Below are 16,675 nucleotides of genomic sequence, written 5' to 3'. Positions count from 1 at the left end.
TTGCGTCCAGAGGCTGCCATGTCGAAAAACCTGCTCACCCCACAGGGCGATTTTCCTGCCGTTGGCCTTGGCCGGCGTCTGGCTGCGATGTTCTATGACTTTCTGCTGTGCACTGCTCTGCTGATCGTCACCGGATTCGTTTACAAGTTGATCCAGGCAGCGATCATCGGCGAAGAGCGTCTGCGAGTGATGACCGATGCCGGGCAACTGGATGGTGATCCGCTCTACTCGACGGTGCTGGTGTTGGTGCTGTTCGCGTTCTTTGCAAAATTCTGGACCCATGGCGGGCAGACACTGGGCATGCAGGTGTGGGGCATTCGCGTACAGAACGCCAATGGCACCGCGATCAGCCTGTGGCAGGCGCTGTTGCGCTTTATGGTGTCGATTGCGTCGTGGCTGTGCGTGGGGCTGGGATTCTTCTGGTCGCTGTACGACAAGCAGAAGCGCACGTGGCATGACATCTATTCGGATACCCGCCTCGTACGCATCCCGAAGAAGACCAAATAACTTCCAGACACCAAAAACTACTGTGGGAGCGAGCTTGCTCGCGAAGGCGTCGTATCAGTCGATTCTATTGGTGACTGATACACCGCTTTCGCGAGCTAGCTCGCTCCCACAGGTTTTGTGTAATGCCTTTAGAGCTTAGGCGTTACCGGCCAGCTTCATACGCGCAGCCTGGGTGAAATCCAGCATGCGCTTCAACGGCCGAATCGCCTGCGGAATCAACGCCGGGTCGACAAAGATCTCGTTCGTGCCTTCCTTCAAGCTCTTCAGCGTCCGCTCAAGGGTGTTCATGGCCATCCAAGGGCAATGCGCGCAACTGCGGCAGGCGGCGCCGTTACCGGCGGTTGGCGCCTCGATGAAGACCTTGTCCGGGCACAGCTGCTGCATCTTGTAGAAGATGCCGCGGTCGGTAGCCACGATCAGGGTCTTGTTCGGCAGGCTCTGCGCGGCAGCGATCAACTGGCTGGTGGAACCGACGGCATCCGCCAGCTCGATCACCGACGTTGGCGATTCCGGGTGCACCAGAATCGCAGCGTCCGGATACAGCGCTTTCATGTCCTCGAGCTGCTTGGACTTGAACTCTTCGTGAACGATGCAGGCACCGTCCCAGAGCAGCATGTCGGCGCCGGTCTTGCGCTGGATGTAGGTACCGAGGTGCTTGTCCGGCCCCCAGATGATTGTCTCGCCGTTGTCCATCAGGCTTTCGACGATTTCCAGCGCACAACTCGATGTCACCACCCAGTCAGCCCGAGCCTTCACAGCGGCTGAAGTGTTGGCGTAGACCACCACCGTACGCTCCGGGTGCTGATCGCAGAACGCCGAGAACTCGTCGACCGGGCACCCCAGGTCCAGCGAGCAGGTCGCGTCCAGGGTTGGCATCAGCACGCGTTTTTCCGGGTTGAGAATCTTCGCGGTCTCGCCCATGAACTTCACGCCGGCCACCACAACGGTTTTGGCCGGGTGAGCGTTGCCGAAGCGGGCCATTTCCAGGGAGTCAGAGACACAGCCACCGGTTTCTTCCGCCAGAGCCTGAATCACCGGGTCGCAATAAAAGTGGGCCACCAGCACCGCGTCCTGAGCCTTGAGCTCGGCGGCGATAGCGGAACGGTAATAAGCCTCTTCCTCAGCCGTCAGCGGTTTGGGCTGTTTGGCATCGAGGTGGGCTTGAACCAGAAGGCGTTCGGAAATCTGCGTCATGTTCGCAAGACCTGCAGGCGCGTTCGCGCGAAAGTCGAGTATACACCCGGCTCCGGACCGCTTGAGGGTACCGCCGGGAGAGTGAGTATTATCAGGCACGGACAGCATTGAAGCTGCGCAAGGCTACAGAATATCCCGTTGATACAAAAGATGATTCTGACCTGCGTCAGCGCTGCGGGTATTGAAATAACGCATAGCGAAATTGCAGGCAAAAAAAAAACCCGGAAATCCTCACTTTCGTGGGCCTTCCGGATTTTCTAAACCGCCAAATATGGTGGGTCGTGTGGGATTCGAACCTACGACCAATTGGTTAAAAGCCAACTGCTCTACCAACTGAGCTAACGACCCGCTGTGTGGTGGCGCGTATAATACTGATTTTTAAGGACTATTCAACACCTTTTTGAAAATAATCAAAAATAAGGTGTCGGGTCGTCCACACCAGCTGCCGCGAAGCCCTCTGCGCGCAGGCGGCAGCTGTCGCATTTACCGCACGCGCGGCCGTCATCGTCGGCCTGATAGCAGGAAACGGTGAGGCCATAATCAACGCCAAGCTTCACGCCCGCCTCGACGATCTGCGCCTTGCTCAGGTTCTGCAGCGGCGCCTGGATGCGGAAGCCATTGCCTTCCACACCGGCCTTGGTCGCCAGATTGGCCATGCGCTCGAACGACTCGATGAACTCCGGACGGCAATCCGGGTAACCGGAATAGTCCACGGCGTTGACACCAATAAAGATGTCACGCGCACCCAGCACTTCTGCCCAGCCCAGCGCCAGCGAGAGGAATACCGTGTTACGCGCCGGCACGTACGTCACTGGAATGCCTTCGCCCAACTCCTCCGGAATATCGATGCTGCTGTCGGTCAGGGCCGAACCGCCCATGCCGTTCAAGTTGAGTCCAATGACTTTGTGCTCAACCACGCCCAGGTCGCGGGCGACGCGGGCAGCGGCGTGCAATTCAGCGTGAGAACGCTGACCGTAATCGAAACTCATGGTGTAGCAGCTGTAACCTTCGGCGCGAGCCATGGCTACAACGGTCGCCGAATCCAGGCCGCCGGACAGCAGGATGACCGCACGTTTTTCAGTGGTGTTCAGTTGTTCGGTCATATCAGCGCCCCGGCTCGTCATTCCAAAGGTATTTATGCAGCTGCAATTGCAAGCGCACTGGCAGGTTGTCCGCCACCACCCAATCCGCCAGATCGCGGGCATTGAGGTCATGGTGACTTGGGGAAAACAGCACTTCGCCGGCACGTCGATCGAGACCGTACTGAATCAGTTTGGAGACGGCCCAGTCATAGTCGTCCCGCGAGCAAATAACAAACTTCACCTGATCGTTGGGCGTCAGCAGTTCGATGTTCTCGTAACGGTTGCGATGGGCTTCTTTCGAATCCGGCGTCTTCAGGTCGACAACGCGACTGACGCGAGGATCGACAGCCGAGACATCGAGGGCGCCGCTGGTTTCCAGCGAGACCTCGTAACCGGCGTCACACAACTGCCTGAGCAAAGGAATGGCATTCGGCTGTGCCAGCGGTTCACCGCCGGTGACACAGACATAGCGCGGACGAAATCCGGCCACTTGCTCGAGGATATCGTCGAGGGTGCGCACAGTGCCGCCACTGAACGCATAGGCGCTGTCGCAGTATTGGCAACGCAGTGGGCAACCGGTCAGGCGCACAAAAACCGTGGGCAGCCCGGCAGTCCGCGTTTCCCCCTGCAACGAGTAGAAAACTTCGGTGATTCTCAATGTGTCTTGCATAGTCGCCACGGGCGTAACAGCTAAACAGGCTGTCCGCCTCCGTCAGGCACTTCAGGCAATCCCGCCAACGCGTAGACCGCAAGAAGCGTGTTTCAGAAAAAGGGCGTGAATTCTAACGAAAAAACCCGCGACAAGCGCGGGTTTCTTCCAAACGGGTCAAGCGTGCTTACATGCGTTGCAGATCGCGTTGCGCCAACTGAGCGGCGGACGTGCCCGGGTATTGGGCCACCACCTGCTGCAGAATGCCTTTGACCTTGTCGGTATGACCGAGGCGGCGCTCTACATCAGCCAGCTTGTACAGCGAATCCGGCACTTTGGCGTGCTTGGGATACAGCTGCGAAACCTTGGCGAAAGCCTGACCTGCACCTTGCAGATCGCCTTTGGCCAGATTGACTTCGCCCAACCAGTACTGGGCGTTGCCCGCGTACTGGCTGTTCGGGTATTTGCGCAGGAAAGCGGCAAAAGCCTGGCTGGCCTTGTCGAAATCCTTGGCTTTGATCAGGTCGAAAGCGGCATCGTAATACAGCTTTTCCTTGGCCGGATCACCCGGTTCGCTACTTGCAGCAGGTGCTTGGGCAGCAGCCCCGGCGCCAGCGGCAGCACCGGCAGCAGCACTTGCATCGCCACCGGCAGAAGAATTCTCAGGAGTCGCGGCAGGTGCAGCACCGGATCCTATGCGCCGATCAAGATCCTGGTATCGCTCCAGGGATTCCTGCTTCATGCGCGCAACCTGATTCTGCAGTTCTTCGATCACGCCTTGCTGGCGAGAAATCTGATCCTGCATCTGTTGCAATTGGTTGAACAGCATGCCTTGTGCCGAGGCAGGGGCCGAAGCCGCTCCCCCGGCATAGGCGCCGTTCGTACCGTAACCTGCAGGCGGATAACTGCTCCCGCTATTGTTATAACCGGAGTTGTCATCGACCACAGGAACCGCAGCCCACGCCGCAAGCGGCGCAAGGCTGAGAGCCAGAACAGTTACAGCACGACGGCACGTTCGCATATCGAATTACTTACGCAGTTCGACGCGACGGTTTTGAGCCCAGGACTGCTCGTCGTTGCCGGTAGCAACTGGACGCTCTTCGCCGTAGGAAACCAGTTCCAGCTGAGCTGGGGAAACACCTTGCAGTACCAGGTAGCGCTGAACGGCTTTCGCACGACGCTCGCCCAGTGCCATGTTGTACTCACGAGTACCACGTTCGTCGGTGTTGCCTTCCAGAACAACGCGAGCGCCGTTTGCTTTCAGGTCTTTGGCGTGAACGTCCAGAGCGCGCATGGCTTCTGGCTTCAGGTCCGAGCTGTCGTATTCGAAGTAGAAGGTGGTGATTGCGCGCAGAGCAGCTTCTTCGCTCAGGGAACCGTCAACGGCACCAGTGTTTGCGCCGTAACCAGCGTTTGGATCAACAGCGCCTTCACCGGCGTTGTCGCCGCCTTTGGACGAGCAACCTACAGCTACAGCCATGGCCAGAGCCAGCGCAGCAAATTTACCAAACTTCAGCATTTCCATCGTGAAACTCCTAATGAACCCCAGTGTGTTAAGTAAAACGTGTAGCGCCCGCTCACTTCAGGTAAGGGGACCAGGACGGTTCTCTGACTTCGCCTTGAGCGGTAGGAAGCGGGAGCCTAACGCGTCCATTAATGGACACGAGCATCAAGACTCCCCGGCCCTGTTGGCGGGTGGCGTAGATTACCATGGTGCCGTTGGGCGCAACAGTAGGTGACTCGTCCAGAGTGCTATCAGTGAGGATCTTTACACTCCCTCGCTGCAGATCCTGAGCTGCCACCTTGAAATTGGTGAAGCCATCCTGACGATGGATCATCACCAAAGTCTTTTCATCTGCCGAAAGCTTAGGGTTGGCGTTGTAGTTACCTACAAACGTCACACGCTCGGCACCACCGCCACTGGCACTGGTTTTGTAGATCTGAGGCTTGCCGCCGCGGTCCGAGGTGAAGTAGATGGTCGAACCATCCTTGCCCCAGTACGGTTCGGTGTTGATGCCAGGACCTGCGGTCACACGGGTGATCTGGCGCGAAGCCAGATTCATCACGTAGATATCCGGGTTACCGTCCTTCGACAGTACGAACGCCAGGCGATCACCGTTCGGCGACCAGGCTGGCGCGCCGTTCAGGCCCTCGAAGTTGGTGATCTGCTCACGGCGACCGGTGTCGATGTTCTGCATGAAGATACGCGGACGCTTCTGCTCGAACGACACGTAGGCAATGCGCTTGCCATCCGGCGCAAAGCGCGGCGACAGGATCGGCTCACGCGATTGCAGCAGAGTTACCGCACGAGCACCGTCATAGTCCGAGCGCTGCAGGGTGTAACGGGTGTTCTTCTCGGAGAAGCGCTCAGCCGTCACGTACAGCAGACGCGTCGAGAACGCACCTTCAATACCGGTCAGCTTCTGGAACGACTGGTCAGAGATGAAGTGCGCCATGTCACGCAGTTGATCGGTGGTACCGGAAACACTGCCGTCTGCCACTTTCTGTTCGGTGGCCACGTTGAACAGTGCCCACTGCACTTGCAGGCGACCGCCGGCTGGCGCAATGCTGCCGACCATCATGTATTGAGCACCCACCGCCTTCCAGTCACGGAAGATGATTTCGCTCGGCTGGCTTGGCTGGCTGATCATGTTTTGCTTTGGAATCGGCGAGTAGTAGCCCGAGTTACGCAAATCGTTACCAATGATTTCAGCCATGTCATCCGGCAGCACGGCACCGCCCTGCATGCCGAACGGTACAACGGCGATCGGGGTAGCCCGATCGCTGCCGCTGGTAACCAGAATGTTTTTCTCATCCGCCATCGCGATCCCTGCCATGCAGCAGATCACGACCAGCATTCCTCGAAGAAGGTTTCTCACAAGGCTAGATCCTCAGGTGTGAATGTCATCTTGAATGAACGATACGGAGCGAAATCGCTCGGCTTCATTCCCTGCATTTCTGTCAAACGTCCAATATTCTTCACTGCCGCGACTGCCGACGCATCGAACGGACCGTCACCACTGGACTTGGCCACGCTGACCGAAGTCACCGTACCGTCCGGCAACATGCCGATCTGCAGCACAACAGTCATGCCTTTGCGTGCCGAAGGTGGACGGGCCCAACCTTCTGCCGCTCGCGCACGAATCAGGTCATCGAAACTGCCCGCGACTTCGTCACCCTGCTCATCGGCCAAGGCCTGCTGACGCTGCGGCGTGTCGGAAAGCAGATCGGCCAAGGCCTGAGCCTTTTTGTCTTCGGTCGATTTACGTGCCGCATCCTGCGCTTTCTTCTTCGCAGCATCGGCAGCAGCTTTCTTCTTCGCTTCGTCGGCGATTTTCTTCTTCGCCTCTTCAGCTTCAGCTTTCTTCTTGGCGTCTTCGGCGGCTTTCTTCTTCGCGTCTTCGACGATCTTCTTCTTGGCTTCTTCAGCAGCGGCTTTCTTGGCCTCTTCTTCAGCAGCCTTTTTCGCTTCTTCTTCAGATTTCTTCTTGGCTATATCAGCCAATTTTTTCTCTTCAGCCTTCTTGGCTTCGGCGGTCTTCTTGGCTTCGTCGGCTTTTTTGGCTTCGTCAGCCTTTTTCGCCTCGTCTGCTTTTTTCGACTCATCGGCCTTCTTGGCTTCCTCGGCTTTTTGAGCCGCTTCTTCTTTCTTTTGTTCCGCAGCGGCCTTGATCTCTTCCTGCTCGACCTTCTTCTGCTCCATCTGCTCGACTTCGGTCTGGCGCGCGGCGGATTTCTTCGCCTCACCCGCAATCTTCTGATTGGTCTGGGTGGTTGCCTGACTTTTCGATTTCAGTTGGTAGAGGGTCGCCTGGACAATCGGTTTGGCCGGCGGCAGCTCTGGTGTAAAGGCAAAACTGACGAACAGCATGCCGAACACCAGCACGTGCAGGACAATTGCCAGAACACTAGGCCAGAAGTAGCTTTCCGAGGCGGACGGCTCTCGCTGTTGCTGCATCAGGGGGCCTCGGTAATCAAACCAACATTACCGACCCCGGCTTTCTGCAACCCGCCCATGGCGCCCATGACGGAACCGTAGTCGACGGTCTTGTCACCGCGGATGAAGACCTGGGTACGCTTGCCGCCTTCAGTGCCGGCACGAATGATCTTGGTCACCGCGTCGGTCATTTGCGGCAGGGTCATGGCCCTGTCCTGTTGCTTCTCGGTATCGACTTCGCTGCCAAGGTTCCAGTAATAGGTCTTGTCAGCCTTGATCGAAATGGTCAGGACCTGTGTGTTGTTGTCCTGCGGCAAGGCTTCGCTGGAAACCTTGGGCAGATCAACTTTCACGCCCTGATTGAGCATCGGCGCGGTCACCATGAAGATGACCAGCAGCACCAACATCACGTCGATGTAGGGCACCACGTTCATCTCGGCGACCGGCTTGCGCTTTTTGCGAGCTCGAGCGATTAAAGCCATTGGAAATTACCTGCTTATTCTTCGCTGGTGTGCACTTTGCGGTGCAGGATCGCCTGGAATTCATCGGCGAAGGTGTAGTAGCGGCCCAGCAAGGTTTCGCTGCGAGCGGCGAAACGGTTGTAAGCGATAACCGCAGGGATCGCGGCGAACAGACCGATCGCGGTGGCGATCAGGGCTTCAGCGATACCCGGGGCCACAGTGGCCAGGGTTGCTTGCTGGGCGCTGGCCAGACCGCGGAAGGAGTTCATGATGCCCCACACGGTACCGAACAGACCGATGTACGGGCTGACCGAACCGACAGTGGCGAGAAACGGCAGGCTCTGCTCCAGTTTCTCTTCTTCGCGGGAGATGGCGACGCGCATGGCACGGGCCACGCCTTCCATGACCGCTTCAGGGTCGACGCCTGGCTGCTGACGCAGACGGGAGAATTCCTTGAAGCCGGCACGGAAAATCTGCTCCACGCCCGAATCCGGATCCGGGTTGCTGCCCGCCTGACGGTACAGCTTGGACAGGTCGATACCCGACCAGAAGCGCTCTTCGAAGCTCTCCAGAGCGCGTCGACCGGCACGCAGCAGATTGCTGCGCTGAAAGATCATGATCCATGAGGTCACCGATGCGGCTACCAGGGTCAACATTACCAACTGCACCACGATGCTGGCATTGCTGACCAGGCTCCACATGGAGGAATGGTCGACGACGTTAGCTTCCACGCTTTATCTCCTGCTTTGAGTGTGTACCCGGGCTGACCGCGTCGGCAAAGGCCGCACGCAAGTCTTCGGGAAGGGCCCGGGGTTTCAAACTGTTAGTGCGCACACAGGCCACCAAAAACTGCCCCTCGCAGAGCAGCACATTATCCGTAGCCCGCCTGACCTGCTGTTTGAAGCGCAGGCTGGCACGGTTCAATTCGATTACTTCAGCGCTTACCAGCAGTTCATCGTCCAGTCGCGCCGGCGCGTGATAGCGCGCTTCGCTGGAGTGCACGACAAACAACAGGTCCTCCCCGGCAAGCGCAGATTGGGCAAAGCCCAGCTCGCGAAGCCGCTCGGTTCGAGCCCGTTCCATAAACTTGAGGTAATTAACGTAATACACGATGCCGCCCGCATCGGTGTCCTCGTAATAAACGCGACAACGATGTGCGAACGGCTCAAGCCCGTTTTGCGCGCGCATACTCTAGTGCTTACTCCTCAGGTTGCCAATCCGGCCAGGCAACTGTTTTTCATGGTTTCAGAGCTTTACCGTAAAAGTACCGTCCTCTGACAGTACAAACCCTGAATAAATCGACAACAAATGTGTATTAGTCGTCCACGGCATCGAGAAACTCGTCTGCCACGGGCATTTCACCCATTCGTGACGGAATGTTTAAACCGAAGTGCAGGTACGCATGCCGCGTCACCACCCTGCCCCGCGGTGTGCGCATGATGTAGCCCTGCTGAATCAGATACGGCTCCAGCACATCCTCAATGGTGTGGCGTTCTTCACTGATCGCAGCGGCGAGGCTGTCGATACCGACCGGGCCGCCATCGAACTTCTCGATCATGGTCAGCAGCAGACGCCGGTCCTGATGATCGAAACCGTGTTCGTCGACATCCAGCAGGTTCAGCGCCAGATCCGCCACCGCTTTGGTGATATGGCCCTTGGCACGCACTTCGGCGAAATCGCGCACCCGGCGCAGCAGGCGGTTGGCAATACGCGGGGTGCCACGGGCGCGACGAGCGATTTCGAAAGAACCTTCCGGATCCAGTGGCAAACCGAGGATGGCCGCCGAACGACTGACGATCGTCGCCAGATCGGCCGTGCTGTAGAACTCAAGGCGCTGGACGATACCGAAGCGGTCACGCAACGGATTGGTCAGCATACCGGCGCGAGTCGTTGCGCCCACCAGGGTGAACGGTGGCAGATCAAGTTTGATCGAACGCGCTGCCGGCCCTTCGCCAATCATGATGTCGAGCTGAAAGTCTTCCATCGCTGGATATAGCACTTCTTCAACGATCGGCGACAAACGATGGATTTCGTCGATGAACAGCACATCATGCGGCTCAAGATTGGTCAGCAACGCCGCCAGATCACCCGGACGCTCAAGCACGGGCCCGGATGTGCTCTTGATCGACACGCCCATTTCCTGGGCAATGATGTTGGCCAGCGTGGTCTTGCCCAGACCCGGCGGGCCGAAGATCAGCGTGTGGTCAAGGGATTCACTACGACCACGGGCCGCCTGGATGAACAGTTCCATCTGCTCGCGCACGGTCGGCTGACCAATATAGTCGGCCAGACTGACCGGACGAATCGCGCGGTCCTGGACTTCTTCGCGCTCGCGCGGGCTGTGCGCGGCGGCGATCAGACGATCAGCTTCAATCACTTAAATCATTCCCTTCAGGGCACGGCGGATCAGGTCTTCACTGCTCAAATTCTTGTCCTTGATGGCGGTAATCGCCTTGCTCGCTTCCTGCGGCTTGTAGCCCAGGGAAATCAGCGCGCTGACCGCATCGTTCTCGGCGGTGTTGACCGGCGCCGGACCATCCGGCTGATTCGGCACGAGCGCGAACATGGCTGGCGAGGTTTCCCAGGCCTTGAAGCGGTCTTTCAGCTCGACCAGCAGGCGTTCGGCGGTTTTCTTGCCGACACCCGGTACTTTGGTCAACGCCGAGGTGTCCTGAGATTGCACACAGCGGATCAGTTCGTCGACTTCCAGGCTCGACATCAACGCCAGGGCCAATTTTGGCCCGACACCATTGAGACGAATCAACTCGCGAAAAAAGTCTCGCTCACGCTTGCCGGCGAAACCATAGAGTAATTGCGCGTCTTCGCGTACGACCAAATGGGTGTGCAAGGTCAGCGGTTCACCGACCGACGGCAGACGATAAAGGGTGGTCATGGGCACTTCCAGCTCATACCCGAGGCCGTTTACATCCAGAATCAGGTGCGGCGGCTGTTTCTCAGCCAAGGTGCCGCGCAAGCGTCCAATCACGTTTCAGATCCTTGAGCGTTGGCCAGCCGTGGGCTGGCGACTGTCGAAAGGCGGATTTCGGGCCGACGACCCAGGCGCAAGAAATCCGCTTTCAGGAAAATTGATGCTGATGCTATCAGAGACGCAGGCGCCCGCCACGACTGCGTGCCGTTCCCAAACCGTGCGGCAGCAGACTGGAGCGTGTGTGCGCATGACAAATGGCAATGGCCAGAGCGTCCGAGGCATCGATTTGCGGTTTGCTGGTGAGCTTGAGCATGTGCATGACCATCATCTGCACTTGTTCTTTATTGGCGGCGCCGGTGCCGACCACAGCCTGCTTGACCTGAGTGGCCGTGTACTCGGCAATCTCCAGGCATTCTTCAGCACCGGCGACAATCGCTGCGCCACGGGCTTGCCCAAGCTTCAACGCCGAATCGGCGTTTTTCGCCATGAACACTTTTTCGATGCCCATGGTCACCGGTCCGTAGGTCTGAATAATCTCGCGTACGCCGCGATAGACGATTTGCAGACGCTCGTGCAGCTCGCCCGCACCGGTGCGAATACAGCCCGAGGCCACATAAATGCAGCCGCCACGCCCGGTATCACGAACAATCCCGTAACCGGTAATGCGCGAACCGGGGTCGATACCAAGAATTAAAGTCATAACGCCTGCAGATTCGGTAAAAGCACGATTTTCATATCAACCCATAACAAATGTGGGAGCGAGCCTGCTCGCGAAAGAGGTTTCATCATCAGCAACGATGTTGCCTGAAAATCCGCCTTCGCGAGCAGGCTCGCTCCCACATTGAATCGTAGTCGCTCTTAACCGAGCTGAGCGGCCACGTCTTCCGGAATGTCCGCATTGGAATAGACGTTCTGCACGTCATCCAGATCCTCAAGCATGTCGATCAGCTTGAGCACCTTCTCCGCCCCTTCCAGATCCAGTTCGGCGCTGGTGGTCGGCTGCATGACAATTTCTGCGTCATCACCTTTGAAGCCTGCCGCTTCCAGCGCGTTACGCACCGCATAGAAACTGGTGAACGAGGTGAACACATCGATCGAGCCGTCTTCGTGGCTGACCACGTCATCGGCATCGGCTTCCAGCGCCGCTTCGGTCAGTGCGTCCTCATCAACGCCCGGTGCGAAGCTGATCTGGCCTTTGCGCTCGAACAGGTAAGCCACCGAACCGTCGGTGCCGAGGTTGCCACCACACTTGCTGAACGCATGACGCACAGCGGCTGCGGTACGGTTGCGGTTGTCGGTCATGCACTCGACCATCACCGCCACGCCGCCCGGGCCGTAACCTTCATAGGTCAGCTCTTCAACGTTGTCCGCTTCGGTGGCACCGGCGCCACGCGCGACGGCGCGGTCGATGATGTCGCGGCTCATGTTCGCGCTCAGTGCCTTGTCCAGCGCCAGACGCAGACGCGGGTTGGAGCCCGGATCACCGCCGCCCTGACGGGCCGCAACGGTCAGTTCGCGGATCCACTTGGTGAAGATCTTGCCTCTCTTGGCATCCTGACGTTCTTTGCGGTGCTTGATGTTCGCCCACTTGGAATGACCTGCCATAACTCGCTCCGAATTCTCTTTGAAACGTTGCCCGCCCTGCACATGCAGCGGCCAGCAAACAAAAAATCTCGACCTGCTCTCTATAGATAGAAAAAAGGCGCATCCGAAGATGCGCCTTCAGGCCCGTCTTACTCAGCCTTTGGCGTTTCGCGCAAACGAATGTGCAATTCACGCAGTGCCTTGGCATCCACCACACCCGGCGCTTGCGTCATTACGTCGGCAGCACTCTGGGTTTTCGGGAAGGCAATCACTTCACGGATCGACTGGGCGCCGGTCATCAGCATCACCAGACGGTCGAGACCGAAGGCCAGACCACCGTGCGGCGGTGCACCGTACTTCAGCGCGTCGAGCAGGAAGCCGAACTTCTCTTCCTGTTCCGCTTCATCGATACCCAACAGACGGAAGACCGACTGTTGCATCTCTTTGCGGTGAATACGGATCGAACCGCCACCCAGCTCAGTGCCGTTCAGCACCATGTCGTACGCACGGGACAGAGCGCCAGCCGGGTTGGCTTCGAGCTCTTGCGGCGTGCACTTTGGCGCGGTGAACGGGTGGTGCAGCGCCGAGAAGCTGCCGTCGTCGTTCTCTTCGAACATCGGGAAGTCTACAACCCACATCGGTGCCCACTCGCAGGTCAGCAGCTTCAGGTCGTGACCGAGCTTGATGCGCAGTGCGCCCAAGGCTTCGCTGACGATCTTGGCCTTGTCGGCGCCGAAGAACACGATGTCGCCATCGACTGCGCCAACGCGATCAAGGATCACGTTCAGCTTGTCTTCTGGGATGTTTTTCACGATCGGCGATTGCAGACCTTCAACACCGGCAGCACGCTCGTTGACCTTGATGTACGCCAGGCCCTTGGCACCGTAGATGCCGACGAACTTGGTGTAGTCGTCGATCTGCTTGCGCGGCATACTCGCCCCGCCTGGAACGCGCAGTGCGGCGATACGGCATTTCGGATCGTTGGCCGGGCCGCTGAACACTTTGAAATCGACTTCTTTGAGTTGATCGGCAACGTCGACCAGTTCCAGCGGGTTACGCAGGTCTGGCTTGTCGGAGCCGTAACGGCGCATGGCTTCTTCGAAGGTCATGTGCGGGAAATCGCCGAATTCCAGACCCAGCACTTCCTTGAACAGGTTGCGGATCATTTCTTCGGTCAGACCCATGATCTCTTTTTCATCGAGGAAGCTGGTCTCGATGTCGATCTGGGTGAATTCTGGCTGGCGGTCAGCGCGCAGGTCTTCGTCGCGGAAGCACTTGGCGATCTGGTAGTAACGGTCGAAACCGGCAACCATCAGCAGTTGCTTGAACAGCTGCGGCGATTGCGGCAGAGCGAAGAACGAACCGGCGTGGGTGCGGCTTGGCACCAGATAGTCACGCGCACCTTCAGGAGTGGCGCGGGTCAGGATCGGCGTTTCGACGTCGAGGAAGCCGTTCTCGTCGAGGAAGCGACGGATGCTGGTGGTCATGCGCGAACGCAGACGCAGCTTCTCGGCCATTTCCGGACGACGCAGGTCGAGGAAGCGATAGCGCAGGCGGGTTTCTTCGCCAACGTCGGAGAACTCGTTCAGCGGGAACGGCGGAGTTTCCGACTCGTTCAGCACTTCCAGTTCGTAGCCCAGCACTTCGATCATGCCCGACGCCATGTTGGCGTTGGTCGCACCGGCCGGACGCAGACGCACCTTACCGGTGATCTTCACGACGTATTCGCTGCGCACGCGATCGGCAGCGGCGAAGCTCTCGGCGCGATCCGGATCGAATACCACTTGGGCGAGACCGTCACGATCACGGATATCGAGGAAAATCACCCCGCCGTGGTCGCGACGACGGTGAACCCATCCGCAAAGGGTAATTTCCTGACCTTCCAGGCTTTCGTTCAGTTGGCCGCAATAGTGGCTGCGCATCATGGTAGTGGTTCGCTTCTCGTAATTCGAAATTCGTTAGAGATCCCGTCGCACACAAGCTGGGTGCGGCATCGGAAAACTCACGCGTGTCGTTCGACCTGGGCCTGAACCCTAGTCAGATTTGTCGCCACCGGCCAGATTCTTCTTGGCGCCGGTCTTGAAGTCGGTTTCGTACCAGCCGCCGCCGCTCAGGCGAAAACCCGGCATGGACAGCTGTTTCTTGAGCTCTGGTGCCTGGCAGGCAGGGCAGTCGACCAGCGGTGCATCGCTGATCTTTTGAATGGCTTCCAACTGATGACCACAGGAAGCACATTGATAATCGTACATCGGCATGGGGGTGTCTCGGCGATCAGATTGCCACCGCGCGCAGGGCTTTGCGGCGAAAGAGCGGGATTATATCGATTAAATGCGGCCTGTGCAGCCGTAAGACTGCACAGGCCGCGACCTCGTTTGCAATCGCCGTTTCAGAGCGATTCGGTCGATGCAGCTTCCTTGATGCCGTTCATGACGCACACCACCCGTACAAGCGCGCTGAAATTCTTCACCCCGCCATGCCGCAGATGCACTTCACGGTCGACATGAGACAACAGCGAGCTGACCGAACAGCAATTTTGCGCGGCCATCGTGCCGAGGATGTTCCAGTAAACCTGCTCAAGCCGCAGGCAGGTTGCATAACCGTTCAGACGCACGGATCGCGACGATGGCTGAACCAGCGCCATGTCGAATTCGTCGACGAACGGATCGACTTTCAATTCATGTGGCAAGCCGACAATCCTGTCGCCCCGCCTGTCTCCCTCTACCATATCGGTGACACTCCTTTGCCATCTCTGCTTGTTTGAAAAGTCACATCCTGTGGCTTTCATAAAAGCGCAGACACAAAGTTATATCCAGACGACTTATTGACCATCTCCGTAGGATAAGCCAACGATACAAGTAAGATTCCGGACAGCGCACGCCCCCCGACCGACTGGCTCGTGCGCCCGGATGATTATGCTTCCAGCAACGCGCGCAGCATCCACGCGGTTTTCTCGTGCACCTGCATGCGCTGGGTCAGCAGGTCTGCGGTCGGCTCATCGCTGACCTTGTCGAGCAGCGGAAAAATGCCGCGCGCCGTGCGCGTAACGGCTTCCTGACCATCAACCAATTGTTTGATCATGTCTTCGGCACTCGGCACACCCACTTCTTCCTTGATAGAAGAAAGGCGTGCGTACGTGGCGTAGGCGCCCGGCGCTGGAAAGCCCAAGGCGCGAATACGCTCGGCGATCGAATCCACGGCCAGCGCCAGTTCGTTGTATTGCTCTTCGAACATCAAGTGCAGCGTGCGAAACATCGGGCCGGTGACGTTCCAGTGGAAGTTGTGGGTTTTCAGATACAGCACGTAGGTGTCCGACAACAGACGGGATAGTCCTTCGACGATGGACTTGCGATCTTCTTCACTGATACCGATATCGATTGCCATGTTTACCCCCTAACGGCGATTGAATTCATCCAACAGGTGCAGACCCACTCTAGCAAGGCAACCGACACCCCGCAGCCCTGATTGGCTGCAAACGCTGCGACAAATCGACCGACGCCATGCCGCTGGCCGGGCTGATTTGAGTAGCCGCAGGCTTTGCTGTTAAATAGGCAGTGTGTCGCCATGCCCCATTTTTCGGGGCGTTGCGCATAGGCTGATGCCGTGAACGTGTCCACCGCCTCTTATTTTGTTCCGAAGCGAACCGTGCGCCTTCAGCTCTTCCTTGTGAGCCGTCATAAACGTGAGCCAATCAAAATGTTGAAAATCGTCCACCTGCTAATGGGCGCAGCAGCCTTGCTGCTGTCGTTCATACCCAGCTTGAAATCCGAAGCCGTTCCCTACCTGCAACAACCCGATGCACTTTACCTGGCCTTTTTCGGCCTGCTTAACCTGGTGATTGCTCCAGTGATTCCTTTCTGGAACAAAGGCCCTCGTCAGCATCTGCAAAATCTGGTCAGCGCTCTTCTGGTGCTGACTGTCGTCCTGCAAACCTTGACCCTGATCGCCCCGATGCCCGTCATCGCCGGCCAACCAGCCGTGCTGTTCACTTTGGTGATTGCGCTGGTTGCCGTGGTCTTGCACCTGGCGGTGAGCTTCTATCGTTCTTCACCGGCCGCCGCTCCAACCAGCTATGACATGACCAATCGTGATACCGGTACCGTCAAGTGGTTCAACACCTCCAAAGGCTTCGGCTTTATCTCCCGGGATTCCGGCGATGATATTTTCGTGCACTTTCGCGCGATCCGTGGTGAAGGTCACCGCGTACTGGTCGAAGGCCAGCGTGTGGAATTCTCGGTGATGAATCGGGACAAGGGCCTGCAAGCCGAGGACGTGATCGCCGCTCTGCCGCGACGCTGATCCAGGCATAAAAAAACCGCGAGCAGCCTGCTGTTC

The 16,675-nt window shown here is 58.0% G+C and carries 20 protein-coding genes and 1 tRNA gene; 2 read left to right on the top strand and 19 right to left on the bottom strand.

Features of this window, described 5'->3' with window-relative positions:
• Window positions 1-18: 18 nt before the first annotated feature.
• Window positions 19-507: an RDD family protein gene (locus F8N44_RS27985; RefSeq protein ID WP_150652592.1), complete on the top strand. Its 489-nt coding sequence runs from the start codon at window positions 19-21 to the stop codon at window positions 505-507.
• A gap of 135 nt (window positions 508-642) precedes the next feature.
• Here the strand turns inward: F8N44_RS27985 and nadA are convergent, their stop codons facing one another.
• The 19 genes from nadA to F8N44_RS27885 form a co-directional block, all read right to left on the bottom strand.
• Complete coding sequence (gene nadA, locus F8N44_RS27975; RefSeq protein ID WP_003227499.1) at window positions 643-1,701, bottom strand: quinolinate synthase NadA; 1,059 nt, start codon at window positions 1,699-1,701, stop codon at window positions 643-645.
• A 272-nt stretch (window positions 1,702-1,973) separates the two neighbouring features.
• Window positions 1,974-2,049 (bottom strand) — tRNA-Lys (locus F8N44_RS27970).
• A gap of 62 nt (window positions 2,050-2,111) precedes the next feature.
• Window positions 2,112-2,804 (bottom strand): 7-cyano-7-deazaguanine synthase QueC, encoded by a 693-nt coding sequence (gene queC / locus F8N44_RS27965; protein ID WP_150652590.1) that lies wholly within the window; start codon window positions 2,802-2,804, stop codon window positions 2,112-2,114.
• Window position 2,805: 1 nt separating this feature from the next.
• Window positions 2,806-3,453 carry a 7-carboxy-7-deazaguanine synthase QueE gene (queE, locus tag F8N44_RS27960; RefSeq protein WP_150652589.1) on the bottom strand — a complete coding sequence of 216 codons (648 nt, stop codon included), beginning with the start codon at window positions 3,451-3,453 and terminating at the stop codon, window positions 2,806-2,808.
• A gap of 166 nt (window positions 3,454-3,619) precedes the next feature.
• Entirely contained in the window at window positions 3,620-4,453 is an 834-nt protein-coding gene (gene ybgF, locus F8N44_RS27955) for a tol-pal system protein YbgF (protein WP_016983829.1), read from the bottom strand.
• A gap of 6 nt (window positions 4,454-4,459) precedes the next feature.
• Window positions 4,460-4,957 carry a peptidoglycan-associated lipoprotein Pal gene (gene pal, locus F8N44_RS27950; protein ID WP_003178634.1) on the bottom strand — a complete coding sequence of 166 codons (498 nt, stop codon included), beginning with the start codon at window positions 4,955-4,957 and terminating at the stop codon, window positions 4,460-4,462.
• Between the two features lie 52 nt (window positions 4,958-5,009).
• Window positions 5,010-6,290 carry a Tol-Pal system beta propeller repeat protein TolB gene (gene tolB / locus F8N44_RS27945; protein ID WP_191630962.1) on the bottom strand — a complete coding sequence of 427 codons (1,281 nt, stop codon included), beginning with the start codon at window positions 6,288-6,290 and terminating at the stop codon, window positions 5,010-5,012.
• 17 nt (window positions 6,291-6,307) lie between these two features.
• Window positions 6,308-7,390 carry a cell envelope integrity protein TolA gene (gene tolA, locus F8N44_RS27940; protein WP_093430487.1) on the bottom strand — a complete coding sequence of 361 codons (1,083 nt, stop codon included), beginning with the start codon at window positions 7,388-7,390 and terminating at the stop codon, window positions 6,308-6,310.
• Window positions 7,390-7,842, bottom strand: a complete 453-nt coding sequence (tolR, locus tag F8N44_RS27935) for a protein TolR (RefSeq protein WP_161806672.1) — start codon at window positions 7,840-7,842, stop codon at window positions 7,390-7,392. Before tolR ends, tolA begins: the two co-directional genes overlap by 1 nt.
• 23 nt (window positions 7,843-7,865) lie before the next feature.
• Window positions 7,866-8,561: a protein TolQ gene (gene tolQ, locus F8N44_RS27930; RefSeq protein ID WP_008080223.1), complete on the bottom strand. Its 696-nt coding sequence runs from the start codon at window positions 8,559-8,561 to the stop codon at window positions 7,866-7,868.
• A complete protein-coding gene (ybgC, locus tag F8N44_RS27925) occupies window positions 8,551-9,018 on the bottom strand; it encodes a tol-pal system-associated acyl-CoA thioesterase (RefSeq protein WP_150652587.1) in 468 nt (155 codons plus the stop codon). The genes tolQ and ybgC overlap by 11 nt, the downstream gene beginning before the upstream one ends.
• Before the next feature lie 127 nt (window positions 9,019-9,145).
• On the bottom strand, window positions 9,146-10,207 hold the full coding sequence (ruvB, locus tag F8N44_RS27920) for a Holliday junction branch migration DNA helicase RuvB (RefSeq protein ID WP_016983825.1): 1,062 nt from the start codon (window positions 10,205-10,207) through the stop codon (window positions 9,146-9,148).
• Window positions 10,208-10,816 (bottom strand): Holliday junction branch migration protein RuvA, encoded by a 609-nt coding sequence (gene ruvA, locus F8N44_RS27915; protein ID WP_003227522.1) that lies wholly within the window; start codon window positions 10,814-10,816, stop codon window positions 10,208-10,210.
• 115 nt (window positions 10,817-10,931) lie between these two features.
• Complete coding sequence (gene ruvC / locus F8N44_RS27910) at window positions 10,932-11,459, bottom strand: crossover junction endodeoxyribonuclease RuvC (protein WP_007962095.1); 528 nt, start codon at window positions 11,457-11,459, stop codon at window positions 10,932-10,934.
• Window positions 11,460-11,617: 158 nt separating this feature from the next.
• Window positions 11,618-12,364, bottom strand: coding sequence for a YebC/PmpR family DNA-binding transcriptional regulator (locus F8N44_RS27905; protein ID WP_007912738.1), 747 nt, complete (start codon window positions 12,362-12,364; stop codon window positions 11,618-11,620).
• Window positions 12,365-12,492: 128 nt separating this feature from the next.
• The gene (gene aspS / locus F8N44_RS27900; RefSeq protein ID WP_038366634.1) at window positions 12,493-14,268 is read right to left on the bottom strand and encodes an aspartate--tRNA ligase; all 1,776 of its coding nucleotides are present in this window, start codon (window positions 14,266-14,268) and stop codon (window positions 12,493-12,495) included.
• A 108-nt stretch (window positions 14,269-14,376) separates the two neighbouring features.
• Window positions 14,377-14,598: an FmdB family zinc ribbon protein gene (locus tag F8N44_RS27895; protein ID WP_085730262.1), complete on the bottom strand. Its 222-nt coding sequence runs from the start codon at window positions 14,596-14,598 to the stop codon at window positions 14,377-14,379.
• A 131-nt stretch (window positions 14,599-14,729) separates the two neighbouring features.
• Window positions 14,730-15,068 carry a ribbon-helix-helix domain-containing protein gene (locus tag F8N44_RS27890; RefSeq protein WP_150652599.1) on the bottom strand — a complete coding sequence of 113 codons (339 nt, stop codon included), beginning with the start codon at window positions 15,066-15,068 and terminating at the stop codon, window positions 14,730-14,732.
• Between the two features lie 185 nt (window positions 15,069-15,253).
• Entirely contained in the window at window positions 15,254-15,724 is a 471-nt protein-coding gene (locus F8N44_RS27885) for a Dps family protein (protein ID WP_034153422.1), read from the bottom strand.
• Between the two features lie 312 nt (window positions 15,725-16,036).
• Between F8N44_RS27885 and F8N44_RS32125 the strand changes: the two genes are divergently transcribed.
• Window positions 16,037-16,639, top strand: a complete 603-nt coding sequence (locus F8N44_RS32125; protein WP_007912746.1) for a cold-shock protein — start codon at window positions 16,037-16,039, stop codon at window positions 16,637-16,639.
• Window positions 16,640-16,675: the final 36 nt, after the last annotated feature.

The organism is Pseudomonas fluorescens (genome assembly GCF_902497745.1).
Classification (GTDB): domain Bacteria; phylum Pseudomonadota; class Gammaproteobacteria; order Pseudomonadales; family Pseudomonadaceae; genus Aquipseudomonas; species Aquipseudomonas fluorescens_BM.
This window is presented reverse-complemented; position numbering and strand designations above follow the sequence as displayed.

What these genes read in the sequence shown, in the direction of transcription:
- F8N44_RS27985 (WP_150652592.1), top strand. Translation starts at nt 19, where the DNA reads ATGTCGAAAAACCTGCTCACCCCACAGGGCGATTTTCCTGCCGTTGGC.
- nadA (WP_003227499.1), bottom strand. Translation starts at nt 1,701, where the DNA reads ATGACGCAGATTTCCGAACGCCTTCTGGTTCAAGCCCACCTCGATGCC.
- queC (WP_150652590.1), bottom strand. Translation starts at nt 2,804, where the DNA reads ATGACCGAACAACTGAACACCACTGAAAAACGTGCGGTCATCCTGCTG.
- queE (WP_150652589.1), bottom strand. Translation starts at nt 3,453, where the DNA reads ATGCAAGACACATTGAGAATCACCGAAGTTTTCTACTCGTTGCAGGGG.
- ybgF (WP_016983829.1), bottom strand. Translation starts at nt 4,453, where the DNA reads ATGCGAACGTGCCGTCGTGCTGTAACTGTTCTGGCTCTCAGCCTTGCG.
- pal (WP_003178634.1), bottom strand. Translation starts at nt 4,957, where the DNA reads ATGGAAATGCTGAAGTTTGGTAAATTTGCTGCGCTGGCTCTGGCCATG.
- tolB (WP_191630962.1), bottom strand. Translation starts at nt 6,290, where the DNA reads ATGCTGGTCGTGATCTGCTGCATGGCAGGGATCGCGATGGCGGATGAG.
- tolA (WP_093430487.1), bottom strand. Translation starts at nt 7,390, where the DNA reads ATGCAGCAACAGCGAGAGCCGTCCGCCTCGGAAAGCTACTTCTGGCCT.
- ybgC (WP_150652587.1), bottom strand. Translation starts at nt 9,018, where the DNA reads ATGCGCGCGCAAAACGGGCTTGAGCCGTTCGCACATCGTTGTCGCGTT.
- ruvC (WP_007962095.1), bottom strand. Translation starts at nt 11,459, where the DNA reads ATGACTTTAATTCTTGGTATCGACCCCGGTTCGCGCATTACCGGTTAC.
- F8N44_RS27905 (WP_007912738.1), bottom strand. Translation starts at nt 12,364, where the DNA reads ATGGCAGGTCATTCCAAGTGGGCGAACATCAAGCACCGCAAAGAACGT.
- aspS (WP_038366634.1), bottom strand. Translation starts at nt 14,268, where the DNA reads ATGATGCGCAGCCACTATTGCGGCCAACTGAACGAAAGCCTGGAAGGT.
- F8N44_RS27895 (WP_085730262.1), bottom strand. Translation starts at nt 14,598, where the DNA reads ATGCCGATGTACGATTATCAATGTGCTTCCTGTGGTCATCAGTTGGAA.
- F8N44_RS27890 (WP_150652599.1), bottom strand. Translation starts at nt 15,068, where the DNA reads ATGGTAGAGGGAGACAGGCGGGGCGACAGGATTGTCGGCTTGCCACAT.
- F8N44_RS27885 (WP_034153422.1), bottom strand. Translation starts at nt 15,724, where the DNA reads ATGGCAATCGATATCGGTATCAGTGAAGAAGATCGCAAGTCCATCGTC.
- F8N44_RS32125 (WP_007912746.1), top strand. Translation starts at nt 16,037, where the DNA reads ATGTTGAAAATCGTCCACCTGCTAATGGGCGCAGCAGCCTTGCTGCTG.